Raw genomic sequence first — 15,229 nt, 5'->3', positions numbered from 1 at the left:
GAAAAATAAAAAGATCAAGGCTTAAACTGCAGAAATAATCAACGACGGACTTGTCGACGGTTATTCTGGGCTTCTTCAATTAATTTAACTTGTTCAGGATTTATGTAAATACTGCTACCAGGGTATGGTTGGCCGTAGGAGTAATTCCAATTTTCAGGTTGAAACTCCGAAACCAATCGATTTACACGATTGCACAGCTTGACCTTAGGTTTAAACCCAAGTTTTTTCTCATAGTCTTGCAAATAGCTACTATCTATTTGCTCAAATGCTAATATACAGTATCCTTCTGTAGAATAAATTCTTGCTTCCTTAGCATCTACATTGTTATTAAATGTAAGAGTCCCTATAAAGGTAGCTAACCCGAAACTCAAAATATGTCGAAACGAAGCCATTAATGAATAACGCCTATAATATAAACCGCATCAAAAGTAAGTGATTGCTAATCTGATGTCAAGCTATCTAATTGTTGGCGCATGCCATGTTTGAGTTAGAATATAAAATAATACGCGTTGCGTTAAACGTACCGCTGCGTCGATTATTCGATTATGCCCTTACAGAAAAGCAAAACGGACTGACCATTTGTGCCGGCCAACGTGTGCTAGTACCCTTTGGAAATAAGTCCCTTGTGGCTATTGTTGTTGAGTACGACGTCACCACGGACATCCCGGATTCTAAGCTTAAATCTATTATTGAAATGATAGATAGCCAGCCTGTCTTTAACGAAGAGCAAATTGGCTTTTTAAATTGGGCAGCCAAATACTATCAACATCCACTAGGCGATGTTTATTACAGTGCTTTACCCAAATTATTGAGAGAAAACAGACAACTAGAGGCTCTTTTACCTGAATCATTAGTTGCAACGCCAATGATGCCAAAACGCAGTGAGTTTTCTGCCAACGCCAAAAAGCAAATACAGCTCTATGATCTTTTAAAGCACAAGACACTAAGTCGAATCCAATTGGCAGACCACGGGATTACCGCCCCCACTATTAAAAAATTTGTCGACCAAAAGTGGGCGGAATGGCAAAACATAAAGCCCGCCCCCACCACGATTGATAAATCGCAACTACAACCAGGTTTAGCGCTAAATGCAGAGCAAGCACTCGCTGTTGCCGCGATAAATCAATGCTTTGGTCACACAACCTTTTTACTCGATGGTGTCACCGGCAGCGGTAAAACTGAAGTTTATCTGCAGGTAATTGAACAACGTTTATTAAAACAGCAGCAAATTCTCGTGTTAGTGCCTGAAATTGGGTTAACTCCACAAACCATAAAACGATTCGAACAACGATTTAAGCTTTGCATTGCGTTATGGCATTCCGGTATGACGGATAAACAAAGGTTTGATACGTGGCAAAAGACCCAATCTGGCGAAGCCAAAATCATCATATCGACTCGCTCTGGAGTGTTTTTACCATTCGCAGATTTAGGTTTGATTATTATCGATGAAGAACACGACCCATCATTTAAACAACAAGACGGGTTTAAGTATCACAGTCGCAGCATCGCACTTTATCGCGCCAACAAATTTCAAATCCCGGTTGTTTTGGGATCGGCAACGCCGTGTTTAGAGACTTTAAACAATGCTATGACCCAGAAATTTCATCATTTAAAGCTGAACCAACGTGCAGCTGGCAGCCAAATGCCAACGATGAAATTGTTAGACCTAAATTTATGTCCACAGGATTCCGGCTTAGGAACTCCGTTGATAGAACGCATCGGTGAACAACTAGCCCAAGGTCATCAAGTGATGCTGTTTATTAATCGACGTGGTTATGCGCCTGTATTGATGTGTGAAGAGTGTCATTGGCTAACTGAATGTCATCGTTGCTCAAGTTATATGACTTACCATCGCAATATCAACCAACTCATTTGTCACCATTGTGGTCATCAGCATCCTACCGTTCACCAATGTATGAGTTGTGGTTCAACACGATTAACCGCGGTTGGCGTTGGTACCGAACAACTTGAATATAAATTGCGAGAATTGTTCCCTGATATTCCTTTAACTCGCTTGGATAGAGACAGCACAAGTAAAAAAGGACAGTTCCAGGAAGTCCTCGAAAAGATAAATCAAAAAGGCCCTCAGATCATCGTTGGCACACAGATGATTGCCAAAGGACATCACTTTCCTAATGTCAGCTTAGTTGGTGTAGTCGACGTTGACGGTGCCCTTTTTAGCAGCGATTTTCGTGCTCCAGAAAAACTCGTTCAGCTCATTGTCCAAGTGAGCGGACGCGCTGGTCGAGGCAGTATAAAAGGTGAAGTTTGGCTGCAAACCCGATTCCCTGAACACCCGGTCATTCAAGATGTTGTTAACAACACATATAATGATTTTGCCGTATTTACGTTAAATGAACGTAAAATGTTACATTTGCCGCCGTTTTCTCACCATATTCTATTAAAAGCCGAATCGACCCACGAAACAGCGGGTCTTGAATGGCTAAATGGACTTTTGCCACATTTAAGACAATTCCCAAATCTGCAAACTTTAGGTCCGAGTCCAGCCGCCATGATGAAAAAAGCCGGTAAATTCCGCTTTCTTCTGACATTACAGTGCCAATCTCGACCTTATTTGCACAAAGTTGTCGATTGGCTCATTGAAAACTTGGATACTATTCAAAAGGATAATAGAATCCGTTGGAGTATCGACGTTGATCCTATCGATCACAACTAAATTGAATTAAGGCTCTTTGCCCATGAAAAATAAAGATTACGTGAGTCAACCTAAGCAAAAAAGACCCAAGCCCCCAAAAGAATCAACACCACCAAAAAGACCATTTCCAATCATAAAAGCAATTATTGTTTTATCTTTGGTCGCGGGTTTTGGTTATTTTCTATTAAATATCAAAGATGACGGGCTTATTACCGACGGTGCAAATCCAGAAACGAAACCTGATGTTGTTAAAAAACAAGCGGTTCCACCTCCACCAGAAGATGAGACTTGGACTTTTATTGAAGAGTTAGAGAACAAAAAAGTAAAAGTTACAGCTGATGAACTCGAAGACAAGGGGCCATTTTTGATGCAATGCGCCTCGTTACGGCATTCAGACCAAGCTGAATCTTTAAAAGCGAAAATTGCATTTGCCGGTTTCGAGTCACAGGTAAAACGTGTCGAAGGCAGCAGCGGAGTTTGGTATAAAGTCATTTTGGGGCCATTCGACCGCAAACGAGACGCTGAAAAAACACGTCATGTATTAAAGAGTAATAACATTAATTACTGTGAAATATGGTTGTGGCGTTAAGTAATACCAATCAACAGCAACAACAATAATTTTTGTAGCGATAATAAAAAGCCACTGATGTCAGTGGCTTGTTTTATTTCATAGCAGTTGTCTAGCGACTTTAACTTCCGGCAATTTGCATATTTTCTATTAATACTGAACCCGTTTGGACCGCTCCTCGGCGTTCAACGTCACCACCAATTGCCACTATTTGCTTAAACATTTCGGCTAGATTACCAGCAATGGTTACCTCAGAAACTGGGAATTGGATTTCACCATTTTCAACCCAAAAGCCAGCAGCACCACGGGAATAGTCACCGGTTACTGTATTTACACCTTGTCCCATTAACTCAGTCACCAGCAGACCTGTGCCCATTTGCTTTAATAAAGCATCAAGATCAGCTTCAGTATGTTTCACCAACCAGTTATGAATGCCACCTGCATGCCCAGTGGATTTCATGCCTAATTTTCGACCAGAATAACCAGTGAGTAAATAGGTTGTTAACACGCCAGCATCTATAATTTCTCTGTCTAACGTTTTAACACCTTCCGAGTCGAATGGACTGCTCGCCAACCCTTTCATGATATGTGGTCGTTCACTAATGTTAACAAAGTCTGGGAAAATTGATGTACCAAGCGAATCCATCAAAAATGATGAATTACGGTATAAACTGCCGCCAGAAACAGCCGAAACTAAATGCCCAAATAAACTCGAAGCGATTTCGGCATGAAATATAACTGGTGATTGGCAGGTATTTATTTTTCGAGCACCTAACATAGAAACAGCAGCCTGCGCCGCTTTTTCACCGACCCAAATTGGGCTTTTTAGTAGGTTAAATTCACGTTCTACGGTATACGCATAATCGCGTTGCATGTCTTCGTCAACTTGTGCAATTACCGAACAACTCAAGTTGTGTCGCGTACTTGCATAACCCTCAATAAAGCCCTCACTGCTACCATAGACTTTAAAGCCTTCATACGAAGAAAGGGATGCACCGTCACTGTTCGTTATTCTAGCGTCGGTTTCGAATGCGGTTTTTTCAGCTTCAATACAGTACTTAATGGCTTCTTCTGGACTGATTTGATGCGGATGATAAAGATCTAAGTCTAGAATATTAGTGGCTAGCTCATCATTATCGACCAATCCAGAACATTCATCTTCTGATGTATACTTAGCGATGTCGATGGCCGCTTTAACGGCTTGCTTCAATGCGTCGTGAGTTAAATCTGCGGTTGAGGCCGAACCTTTATGTTGTCCAACATAAACGGTGATGCCTAACGCACCTTCTTGATTAAATTCGATATTCTCTAATTCTTGGCAACGACTTGAAACTGTGATGCCTTTTGATTTACTGATAACAGCTTCCGCAGAGGTAGCGCCATAGGTTTTCGCCATTTTCATTAAGTCGGCGATGGCGTCTTTAACCTGACTAATATCCTCGGAAACATCATATTGCTGGGACATATATACTCAAAAAATTTAGTGAAAATGCTCGCGTGAGGATAGCATAAAACCTATACTCCAGTTATCAAAAAATAAGACTTTTTTATCCTATGACAAAGCCATATTATTTAATGCCTGATGATGAAAATTACATCAGTAAAACAGAAATAAAGAAAGAAGTTAAAGAGCTACAAGCTTTAGCTACACAGCTGACTAAGTTGTCTAAATCCCAGCGACTAAAATTGCCGGCGAGTGACGAGCTAAGAGAAGCATTCAAATTAGCTGACAAGATCAGTAATAAGCCAGACGCATTACGTCGCCACTTTCAGTTTATGACTAAGTTGTTACGTGATGAAGATATCGAAGGTTTAAAACGTGAATTGCATAAGTTTATTGCGCCTAAAAATGCACCTGACAAATTTTCTCTAGAGATTGAAAGTATCCGTCAGGGACTTATAGACAATGGAGATAAGGCAATTGACGCCCTACTTGAACGTTGCCCTTCCTTGGATAGACAACGTCTTCGTCAGCTGACTCGTCAAGCTGCAAAAGAAGTTGCTAAAGAGAAACCGGGCAAAAGTTTTAAAGAGATATTTCAGTATATTAAAACTGGACTGCAAAACGTTTAAATAACTAAGTTATAAAAACGTTTTGCTATCTTAAAAGCTTGGTTGAACTGAATTCAGTTAGCTGGAAACCGCTTATTGGGTGCCGCCAACAGTCATCTCATCGAGTTTGAGTGTTGGTTGTCCTACGCCTACCGGAATACTTTGCCCGTCTTTTCCGCAAACACCGACGCCCTTATCCAACGCTAAATCATTGCCGACCATAGAAACCATTGCCATTGCATCTGGCCCGTTGCCGATTAATGTCGCCCCTTTTACAGGTGTACTAATCTTGCCGTCTTTAATTAAATAGGCTTCAGAAGCCGAAAACACAAACTTGCCCGACGTTATATCAACTTGACCGCCGGCAAAATTATTAGCATAAATTCCGTCTTTAACACTGGCAATAATTTCTTCAGGGGAACTTTCACCAGGCAACATATAAGTATTGGTCATTCGTGGCATGGGTAAGTGAGCATAAGACTCTCTTCTACCGTTCCCCGTTGGCTCTACGCCCATTAAACGAGCATTCATCTTGTCTTGCATATACGACTTTAATACGCCGTCTTCAATCAAAACATTGTATTTTGATGCAACACCTTCATCATCGATGTTAATTGAACCACGGCGATTTAGCATAGTGCCGTCGTCAACAATAGTACATAACTCAGAGGCAACGGATTGACCAATCTTACCACTGTAGTTGCTTGACCCTTTTCGGTTAAAATCACCTTCAAGACCGTGCCCTACCGCTTCGTGCAACAACACACCAGGCCAGCCATTACCTAATACAACTGGCATAGTGCCTGCCGGCGCTTCGATAGCGTCTAAATTAACGGTCGCCATCTTAATCGCTTCGTCGGCAATCTGTTGGTATCGTAATTTACCATCGACTAATTCAACAAAAAAACCATAATCTGTACGTCCACCAGCGCCTGCGCCACCACGCTCTCGACGACCGTCTTTTTCTAAAACAACAGAGCAGTTTAAGCGGACTAACGGACGAGTATCTGTTCCCCACGTCCCATCGCTTGCGGCCACTAAAACTTGTTCATAAACTCCTGAGATGCTTACTACGATATTTTGTGATGTTGGTGATTGCTGACGGATGTAGCTGTCGACGCTACGCAACAAAGCAACTTTTTCATCATTTGACATTAAGTTTAACGGATGACGATCAGGGTAGATTTTATTAGCTTTAGTTTTACTAAAGACTTGTTGTTTTGCATGTGCACCCGCGGCGCTTATACTTCTGGCCGTTGTGGCCGCATCGTTAATTGCTTTAGCATTGATATGGTCAGAATAAGATAAGCCCGTTTTTTCGCCACTAACCGCACGTACGCCAACACCTTGTTCTATATTGTAAGAGCCATCTTTGATGATCCCATCTTCCATCACCCAAGATTCATGATAACTCGCTTGAAAATACAAATCTGCGTAATCCAACTTATGTTCAAGCATGATTTCCAAACCGTTAAATACATCCTGTTCGGTCAATTTATTTGCGTCTAATATATGTTGCTCTACACTATTCAAAATTGTCTCTTTACTTTAATTTGTAGTTTATTCGGTTGTGTTCTGCGACGGGCATTTGACGACGAACTTGTGCCAGATAATTAATATCTAGCTCCGCGCTATATAAGCCAATGTCGAGTTTGGCGTCACTTAAAATTTGTCCCCACGGGTCTACTATCAAGCTGTGTCCGTAAGTTTCCCGGCCATTTTGATGCCTTCCCACTTGATTACAAGCCGCAACATAACATTGTGTTTCAATTGCCCGGGCCTGCACCAATGTATGCCAATGAGCCGCTCCTGTGGTTTTAGTAAATGCACTCGGCAATAAAATTAAATCTACCTCAAAGTCTTGTCTAAGTATTTGAAACAAGCCTGGGAACCTGAGGTCATAACAAATCGCTATTCCAACGTTTAACTCACCAACCTTAAAAATCGCAAGTCTGTCCCCCGCCTCTGCAGTATCGGATTCTCGGTAATTTTTAGTGCCATCGGCAACGGTAACGTCAAACAAATGGATTTTTTGATAATCTAAAACTAATTCGCCTGTTGGGCCAAATACCAAACAGACGTTTTTAAACTTTTTACTGTCGTTGCCAGTAATTGGCATGCTGCCAGCAACTAAGTAGATCTTAAATTTACGTGCGATATTTGCCAAATCGGCTTGTAATTGACCTGCGCCAATAGGTTGAACGATGTCAAAACTGCCGGACTCTTTACCACCAAAATACGCAAAACACTCTGGTAAAACCACAATATTACCGCTGACTTCATCGGCGCGTTCGTTCAATAAAGATTGAACCGTCGAGATATTTTCCTCAACATTCGGAGCGGAGGTCATTTGTAAGTTAAATACTTTTACCATGGGCCGTCTCCCTTTTCTGCTGTCTCTGGTTGTTTATCGTCTTGATTGACTTTTTTCTTTTTAGCGCCTTTGGTCTGACGTTTTTGTTTTACGTCATCGGGTAACTTAACGGTGCGCGTAAAACGCTCCACTTCTTTTACTTTTGGATCGGACAAGTCACCGGTGATCTTTAATTTAATTTCAGATACCACAGGAGCATTTTCAATAATTTTGTCCAACGCTATAGCCGCCAATAATGTCAGTCCACCATCAGCTGGCGCAAACCAAGCCGCTATTGCAGGAAGGCTCGAAGTCACTTTCGGTTTAAAGCTAACATTATAATCTAGAGTATTTTTAGCAAGGTCTGTTTGACCCGCCATATTCATATCACCGGCAACACCATCCATTTTAATATTGTCGGTTAATGCAACGCCATTACGTAAAACGATATCGCCTTTGATGTCATTATAAAAAAGGCCTTTGGCAAAAACATCACTGAAATCAAACTTCAGTTTACGATAAAGCGAGTCTAGGCTAAATAATGAGAATATTCGTGCCCCCTGATCACTTATCTCGCTAAGCGAACCTTCACCCAATTTAAAATCGGCTTTACCATTTAATTTTTCATAACTAAATTCATGTGGTGCAGTATCCCATCTTAGGGCTAAATTAATTGTTGCATCACTTTCTTTAATACCAGAATTTAACCCCCAATTTTGTAACCACTTACCGAAGTATCGAGAATACAACTTACCTTTCAGTGAGGTAACACCGCCGGCTTCGTTGCCAAGCCAACTTCCCGTCGCTTCCAATTTAGTTCGTTCATATTCGAATGAGAATGTCTCAATGACCAGTTTATTGTCCACAGGTTTTGCTGTGAGTTGAACTTTACCTAATGGTTTCTCATTAAATGAGCATACTTCACATTTAAATCGTATTGGTGGCAAGCTACGAATAAGCTCTGCAGAATCGGTTATCGAATTACTGACGCGAGCTTCAACAGGTTGCACCGTTTTATCTAATCCGATATTTTCGTTAGGTGTCTGACCAATTGGAGAGACAAGGCCTGAAGAAATTAGTTCTGACGTTTTAGTTTGTGCTGCTGTTGGCTCACCACTAGTGACAATTTGCAAAAACTGAGAATCAATTAGGATCCCGTCTTTATTTATATCATTAAATACCGTTATATCAGTCAATGTCTGCTGCGCGCCAATCGAAAACAACCAGCCCGTTGCTTTGTTAGTGGCATTTAAACTTACATTTTTCCAGTCTTGTCCTAGAATATTAAAGTGCGAAATCACCCCATTTATGGCCGTTGGCGCGTCTATAACGCCTATGCTACTAGGATCAGATTCAGGTAAGGCGTGGATTATATCTAAGACGAAATTTAGTGTTGGTTCAAATTCAATAAAAGGCGTATCGATTGAAATATCAAAGCCCGATTCTGGCAATACGCCCGTCCCGCCACCAATGGCTAAATGCGCGCGTTCTAAGCGACTTGAGCCTTCTGGTATTTCTGCGGTAAAGACAAGTCTATTTTCGATTTCAGCAACAATACTACTATCATCCTGATCGCCCGATACTGATATATCTAAACTTGCATATTTACCCGCAGCCTTTTCTAGTGGCCCAGAAATATTCAATGCGACATCGGTCAAATCTGATTTGCCGTCTACGACATACTGAAATGCTTCGTCATCGATATTAACTTCGACGTTGAGCATTGATGAAAACTCACCAGATGCGTGTTCAAAGACCGGTAATTCAAACACATTATTTAGTTGATCAACTGACCATGTTGAAACCAAGTCACTTTTTATATGGTAACCGTCTTCACCTTGAGCACCAGAAACATTAAATGTCACCGGCAGTTTATGCCAATCAGCAGATTTAGCTTCAACACTAAACTTTTCGTTGGCAAAGGTAATTACTGAATCTATCTTTTCAAATTCGGTATAGAGTTTTGGCAAATTTAAAGTCGACTTATGTGTATCTAATGTCCCCGATGCAAACACTTGAGGGATATCGCCATTTGGCAATGGACTGCTATCCGTTGGAATAACGAGTTTGATATTGGCATCTGCCGCTCCGTCCAACAGCACAAACTCAAATACATCACCAATAATATCTCTCAAAGGCGTTTCAGCAACTAATAGATGGAAGTCGCTGAGTTGCAATTGTTGCGGTGTTAAACTCAAATTAACGTTTTTACGCTCCCCCACTAAAGGAATACTCGCTAAAACGTTATTGTCGATAACTAATGAACTAAATAAACCAGACTCCGCAAAAATGTCCATCCGGTCTTCTGTCACAGTCAACTTGGCATTCATTTTTTCGATCGCAGGCCAATCGGGATCAAATTCAAATTGGCCATCACGCAGCTTAGCTTCAACAATGAACTTACCGCGCTCACTAATAGCCAATTCAGAATTGAAAACTTGGTCAATCTTACCGTCTATTAAAACGCGCGTAAGTTCGCCGCGTCCTGTATGAATGGCTTTCTGGAGATAATCGTAAGTTTCATCGCCAATCAAATATCGTGGCAGATATTTTCCGATTTTACCCTGTGTTGGACCGGTAACCTCGGCGTACAAAGACAAGTGACTATTTGCCAATTCACTGTAACTCAACGACATGTCTAAATTGATTTCATTGTTCTGAAAAACCACCGTTGGCATTTCCATAACAAAACTGCCAGATTGCCAACTAAGCAATGTTTGTAGTTTTAATTTTTGATAAGTAATTGTGTCGCTAAATGTATCTTCGGTCAGCAAGGTGCCGTTTTTACCGTTAAGGTCCAGCCAAATATCCTGGTCTTTCCAATAGGCTTTAAACTCTAGATTTTGCACACCCATATATGCTTCTTTGGCCGTAGCTTTCGGCACAAAATCAAAATCGACAACATCTAAGTAGCCGCTTAATGGCAGGTCTTCACCCCATTGCATCTGCAATTCGCCGACATGGCCTGCGACATTAGAGTCGGCTAACAAACTAAATTGCTTGGTGGCGGAAAATAGCGTGAACAACTGGGTTACCGCGGTTAAGTCAAATTTATTGGCCTGTAGTTGCGACTTTTCAGTGCCATATTTAACGGTAAAGTTAAATGGCGAAGGACGATTTACGTCGGTGACTAATTGGATTTCATTGCCAAACAATAGCCAGTTGCCTTCAGATTTCCACCATTGTATTTGCGCACTTTCAACGTTTAAGTACTTATCTTGTTTCGCTTTTTGCCAATTCAACTTACTGTTATTGACGTCTAGCAAGATGTTTTCCACAAGGCCATTTTTCACTTCGCCCCAAACGGAAAAATTCGCATCTGTGCCTTTAACTTGTATGTGTTTTCCTACCAGTTGTTTTAACCATGGTGTTACATCCATGTTATTGGCTTCAAAATATACTTGGCCAAAAATATCGGTACGGCGTTGTCCGTAAAGATCGACAACGACATTCATTGAATTCGTAGAAAATCCATCGACGTAAATTTCACCCTGACCTTGATGTCGGTTACCGTTATTTACCCAGGTTAGGTTGTCTAACTGAAAGTTTTGTGATTCGCCGTCGTCGTAATTTACAACGATAAAACTGTCTAGAATTCTAAATTGTTGTACTTGAGATAAAAATAGATGACTAAGACTTTCAAATAGCTCGCTTCCTTCGCTACTTGGTCTAACTTTAAAAAACACCGCACTGTCGATAGACGAACGAATTCCGTCCAACAAAAAGGCACTCGTCACCATTTTTTGTTGGCTTAAGGATTGCCAAAAGTTAAATTCTATACGTGTTTCAGCAATGCTAATATCGAGTGGCGCAGATGGTGACGGGGCGAGTTGCACGTCTTTTAGGATTATGACAGGCCCAGAACGATGCCAACTAGCATCAATCCCGCCAATATGTATTTCTGCAGAAAACTGTTCAAAAAGGTAGGCTTCAATATCAAGTCGATATTCGTCGGCATAAGGTAAAGAATACTTTAAGACACTGATCACAACAGCCAAAAGCACAACACTGGTAGCAATACAGCCCCATAGTATCTTTGCGCATCTAACAAACAGTTTCTTTAACAATCTTTTTCCTTTCTGCTGTGGTGTAAAGGCATTAGGCACCACCAGCAATACGATCAACTATCTAAATGAAATTTAGAATTGAATATAATAGACATCCGCACAATCAGTTATGCAAGAGGTGTATTTATCTTTGAGTTTGAAACAAGAGATAAGTTCTATTAACTGGCCAAAAATTCCAAATTAGGGGTCGAATTCAACCCTTAATTTTACGCAATTTTTGTGCAAATAATATAACAAATCAATTTACTTAATACAGATATCAAGTGCCTGCGGCATTAATTCAATGACATCGGTGGATATAATACCGATTTCGCCATTTTTTGCAGTAATATCTCCTGCTAAACCGTGTAAAAATACCGCTTTTTGTGTACTTTTTTGTAGCGCTGTCTCATTTTTGTCAAAATTTGTCATAACACCCGCAATTACCCCCGCTAAAACATCCCCCATTCCTGCTGTTGCCATACCCGGATTACCTGACCCATTGATCGCAACATTAACGCCGTCGGTAATAATACTACCGCAACCTTTTAACACGACAACCGCACCAAATTTGTGTGCAATATCCCGAGCTATAGCGACGCGATTTTTACTGACATCAAGAACGGAAATATCCAACAAACGAGCAGCTTCAAGTGGATGTGGTGTTAATACCCATTTATTTAAGTTTTTATTCTTAACAAGAGGAACGTAATGCTTGCAAAGTAAATTTAGTGCATCCGCATCAAGTATGGTTGGAATATGCGCTAATAAATCATCAGCGACCAATTGAGTGAAAACACTTTCTCCCCAAGGCGCGACAGACAAACCAGGGCCAACGACCAAAATATCGGCGTGGCTAATTCTGTCTTTTATGGACTGGTCCATTTCGCCATCACTGCCAAAAACCATTAATTCAGGCGCTAAACTGTTAATCAAAGTGACATTTTGTGGATGTGTGATCACCGTCACTTTGCCCGCCCCAGAACGCAATGCGGACTTAGCTGCCATAAAAATAGCGCCGGGCATACCTACCGCGCCACCAATACAGACGACATGCCCAAAACTGCCCTTGTGACTATTAAATTTTCGTTTCTGTAGTTGGGCTTGTATGGGGGATTTTAACCAAGTCGCCGTCGCAATATTTGAATGATTTAAACACTGCTCGATTCCTAAACCAGAAAACAATAACGTGCCACAATAATCTGGACCATCACCAGTAACCAGTCCAACTTTTAGGCCAACGAAGGTGACTGTATAGGTCGCTTTAATTGCAAAATCAACAACATGCCCAGTATCACCGTTTAAACCACTTGGTAAATCGATAGCAATTATTGGGAGTGACAGCGTACTAATAAATTCTAAGGCTACGCGATATTCATCTCTTAACGCTCCATCAAAACCAGTCCCCAATAGTCCATCTATTAACAAACTAGGATGTAATTCATCAACAAGATCTGGCAATTTTTCTAACCCAACTATTGTGCCGCCATGGGATAAAAACGACTGCCGAGCAATTTCTGCGTCTCCTCGAAGTTTAGATTGCGGCTTAGGTGAAAACACAGTCACTGGCATATTAGAGTGATTAATCAAACGCGCAACAACGTATGCATCACCGCCATTATTGCCTGTGCCAGCAAGCACAATAATATGATTAGCATGAGAATATTTAGCAAGAACACAATCAAAAACAGCGTGACCTGCCGCTTCCATCAGTTGGTACATATCTATACCCTGCTGCTCAGCACATTTGATTTCCCCCAATTTTATTTGTTCAGCTAAGTATAGGTTCGATGGTAAAGTGTCTATGGTTTCTTTATATATCATTGGATGTGCAACTATTTTGAGTGCTTCTACAACTAACTATTACCAACTTGCCAAAAATATCAAGATTTGGGGACAGGAACTTGGATTTCAGCAAGTCGGAATTTCGGACATAGATTTAACAAAACATGAAGATAAGTTTCAACAGTGGTTGGATAAAAATTACCACGGTGAAATGGAATTTATGGCTCGCCATGGCACAAAGCGAACTCGCCCATCAGAATTGCTACCCGGAACCGTCTCTATAGTCTCTGTTCGACTTAACTATTTACCCGCTGATGCCAAGTTTGCAGCAACACTTGAAGATGATAATTTAGCTTTTATTAGCCGATATGCTTTAGGCCGTGACTACCATAAACTGGTACGTAACAAATTAAAAAAACTCGGTCAAAAAATTGCCGCGGAAATTGGTGACGAAACACTGAACTTCCGTCCATTTGTAGATTCCGCTCCCGTACTAGAACGCCCTATCGCAGAAAAAGCGGGGTTAGGTTGGGTTGGTAAACACTCACTTATAATAAATGAGGAGGCAGGTAGTTGGTTCTTTTTAGGGGAACTATTTTTACCATTACCTTTGCCTGCCGATATGCCAGTTGAAGAGCAATGTGGAAAATGTGTGGCGTGTATTACAACGTGCCCAACCGGCGCGATTGTCGAACCTTATGTCGTTGATAGCCGAAAATGTATTTCGTATTTAACAATCGAACTAAAAGGGTCAATTCCTGTTGAATATCGACGTGCGATGGGCAATAGAATTTATGGTTGTGATGACTGCCAACTGATCTGCCCATGGACTCGCCAAGGGCAACTAACGAATGAAGATGACTTTACACCAAGGGCACAGTTAACCGCCAAATCACTTTTGGCGTTATGGCAATGGACCGAATCCGAATTTCTAAAAAATACTGAAGGCTCGCCAATAAGACGCATTGGTTTTGAAAGTTGGAGCAGAAATATTGCAATTGCATTAGGAAATGCCGCTTTTTCATTAACCATAGTTAACGCACTACAGCAAAAACAAAATCAGATCAGTGACCTAGTTGATGAACACATTGACTGGGCATTGGCTGAGCAACAATTAAAGTTTGATAAGTTAAATGGTAAAACAGATGAGAAACCGCGGAAGCTTCAAAGACTGATTAAAGCAATAGACATAGGGCTACCTAGAGATGCAAGGTAGGCAAGTAGAAATAACGTGCTCTAAACGAGCACGTTGACAATCATCCAAATTACTGTGGCTCTACGTTCGCCGCTTGTAATCCTTTTTGACCATCTTCAACTTCAAATGACACAGGTTGGCCTTCTTTCAGAGTTTTGAACCCATCACCAACTATTGCGCGGAAATGAACGAATACGTCCTGACCACCGTCATCTTGAGTTAAAAATCCATAACCTTTTGATTCATTGAACCATTTTACTGTGCCTGTCGTCTTAGACATAAAAACCTCTAACTTTATATATTAACTTAAAGCGACACCAATCGTCGCAAATATCCCTAACCAGACAGTGATAATTGCACGGTAACTTTCTAGCTATACAACTCAACGTATCTAAGACGAAACGAATTTTATAAGCATGTATCTAACAGAAGCATCTAACAATGTAATCTGTCTAATTAAAGACCTAATAACGTTACCACAATTGAATTTGAATGCTAATGAATTATCGATGACTGTTAAATTAATTTTTTATTATCTAGCTCTTTTTAATACTCATTTTGCCTAAAAGGCCTG

11 protein-coding genes are annotated in these 15,229 nt (G+C 40.9%); 4 read left to right on the top strand and 7 right to left on the bottom strand.

Features of this window, described 5'->3' with window-relative positions; genetic code table 11:
- Positions 1–38: 38 nt before the first annotated feature.
- Positions 39–392: a hypothetical protein gene (locus tag Q4575_RS17420; protein WP_215963980.1), complete on the bottom strand. Its 354-nt coding sequence runs from the start codon at positions 390–392 to the stop codon at positions 39–41.
- An 86-nt stretch (positions 393–478) separates the two neighbouring features.
- On the opposite strand from Q4575_RS17420, the gene priA reads away from it, so the two are divergent.
- Both priA and Q4575_RS17410 read left to right on the top strand, forming a co-directional pair.
- On the top strand, positions 479–2,677 hold the full coding sequence (gene priA / locus Q4575_RS17415; protein ID WP_303523668.1) for a primosomal protein N': 2,199 nt from the start codon (positions 479–481) through the stop codon (positions 2,675–2,677).
- Positions 2,678–2,699: 22 nt separating this feature from the next.
- Positions 2,700–3,245 (top strand): SPOR domain-containing protein, encoded by a 546-nt coding sequence (locus tag Q4575_RS17410; protein WP_215963982.1) that lies wholly within the window; start codon positions 2,700–2,702, stop codon positions 3,243–3,245.
- A gap of 100 nt (positions 3,246–3,345) precedes the next feature.
- Here the strand turns inward: Q4575_RS17410 and pmbA are convergent, their stop codons facing one another.
- On the bottom strand, positions 3,346–4,689 hold the full coding sequence (gene pmbA / locus Q4575_RS17405) for a metalloprotease PmbA (RefSeq protein WP_303523667.1): 1,344 nt from the start codon (positions 4,687–4,689) through the stop codon (positions 3,346–3,348).
- Positions 4,690–4,778: 89 nt separating this feature from the next.
- Here pmbA and yjgA point away from each other — a divergent pair, with 89 nt between their 5' ends.
- On the top strand, positions 4,779–5,297 hold the full coding sequence (gene yjgA / locus Q4575_RS17400) for a ribosome biogenesis factor YjgA (protein WP_215963984.1): 519 nt from the start codon (positions 4,779–4,781) through the stop codon (positions 5,295–5,297).
- 72 nt (positions 5,298–5,369) lie between these two features.
- Here the strand turns inward: yjgA and tldD are convergent, their stop codons facing one another.
- From tldD to Q4575_RS17380, 4 genes are all read right to left on the bottom strand, one after another.
- The gene (gene tldD, locus Q4575_RS17395) at positions 5,370–6,809 is read right to left on the bottom strand and encodes a metalloprotease TldD (protein WP_215963985.1); all 1,440 of its coding nucleotides are present in this window, start codon (positions 6,807–6,809) and stop codon (positions 5,370–5,372) included.
- A gap of 10 nt (positions 6,810–6,819) precedes the next feature.
- Positions 6,820–7,650, bottom strand: a complete 831-nt coding sequence (locus Q4575_RS17390; RefSeq protein WP_215963986.1) for a carbon-nitrogen hydrolase family protein — start codon at positions 7,648–7,650, stop codon at positions 6,820–6,822.
- Positions 7,644–11,696: a YhdP family protein gene (locus Q4575_RS17385; protein ID WP_303523666.1), complete on the bottom strand. Its 4,053-nt coding sequence runs from the start codon at positions 11,694–11,696 to the stop codon at positions 7,644–7,646. The genes Q4575_RS17390 and Q4575_RS17385 overlap by 7 nt, the downstream gene beginning before the upstream one ends.
- 243 nt (positions 11,697–11,939) lie before the next feature.
- Positions 11,940–13,499, bottom strand: a complete 1,560-nt coding sequence (locus tag Q4575_RS17380; protein WP_303523665.1) for an NAD(P)H-hydrate dehydratase — start codon at positions 13,497–13,499, stop codon at positions 11,940–11,942.
- Between Q4575_RS17380 and queG the strand changes: the two genes are divergently transcribed.
- The gene (queG, locus tag Q4575_RS17375; RefSeq protein WP_303523664.1) at positions 13,480–14,676 is read left to right on the top strand and encodes a tRNA epoxyqueuosine(34) reductase QueG; all 1,197 of its coding nucleotides are present in this window, start codon (positions 13,480–13,482) and stop codon (positions 14,674–14,676) included. The genes Q4575_RS17380 and queG overlap by 20 nt on opposite strands.
- A 49-nt stretch (positions 14,677–14,725) precedes the next feature.
- Here queG and Q4575_RS17370 read toward each other — a convergent pair whose 3' ends face one another.
- On the bottom strand, positions 14,726–14,935 hold the full coding sequence (locus tag Q4575_RS17370; protein ID WP_215963990.1) for a cold-shock protein: 210 nt from the start codon (positions 14,933–14,935) through the stop codon (positions 14,726–14,728).
- Positions 14,936–15,229: the final 294 nt, after the last annotated feature.

The organism is Psychrosphaera sp. 1_MG-2023 (genome assembly GCF_030548245.1).
In the GTDB taxonomy this organism is placed as follows: Bacteria; Pseudomonadota; Gammaproteobacteria; order Enterobacterales; family Alteromonadaceae; genus Psychrosphaera; species Psychrosphaera algicola.
Note: the sequence above shows the minus strand (reverse complement) of the source record. Positions and strands in the feature narration are given on the sequence as shown.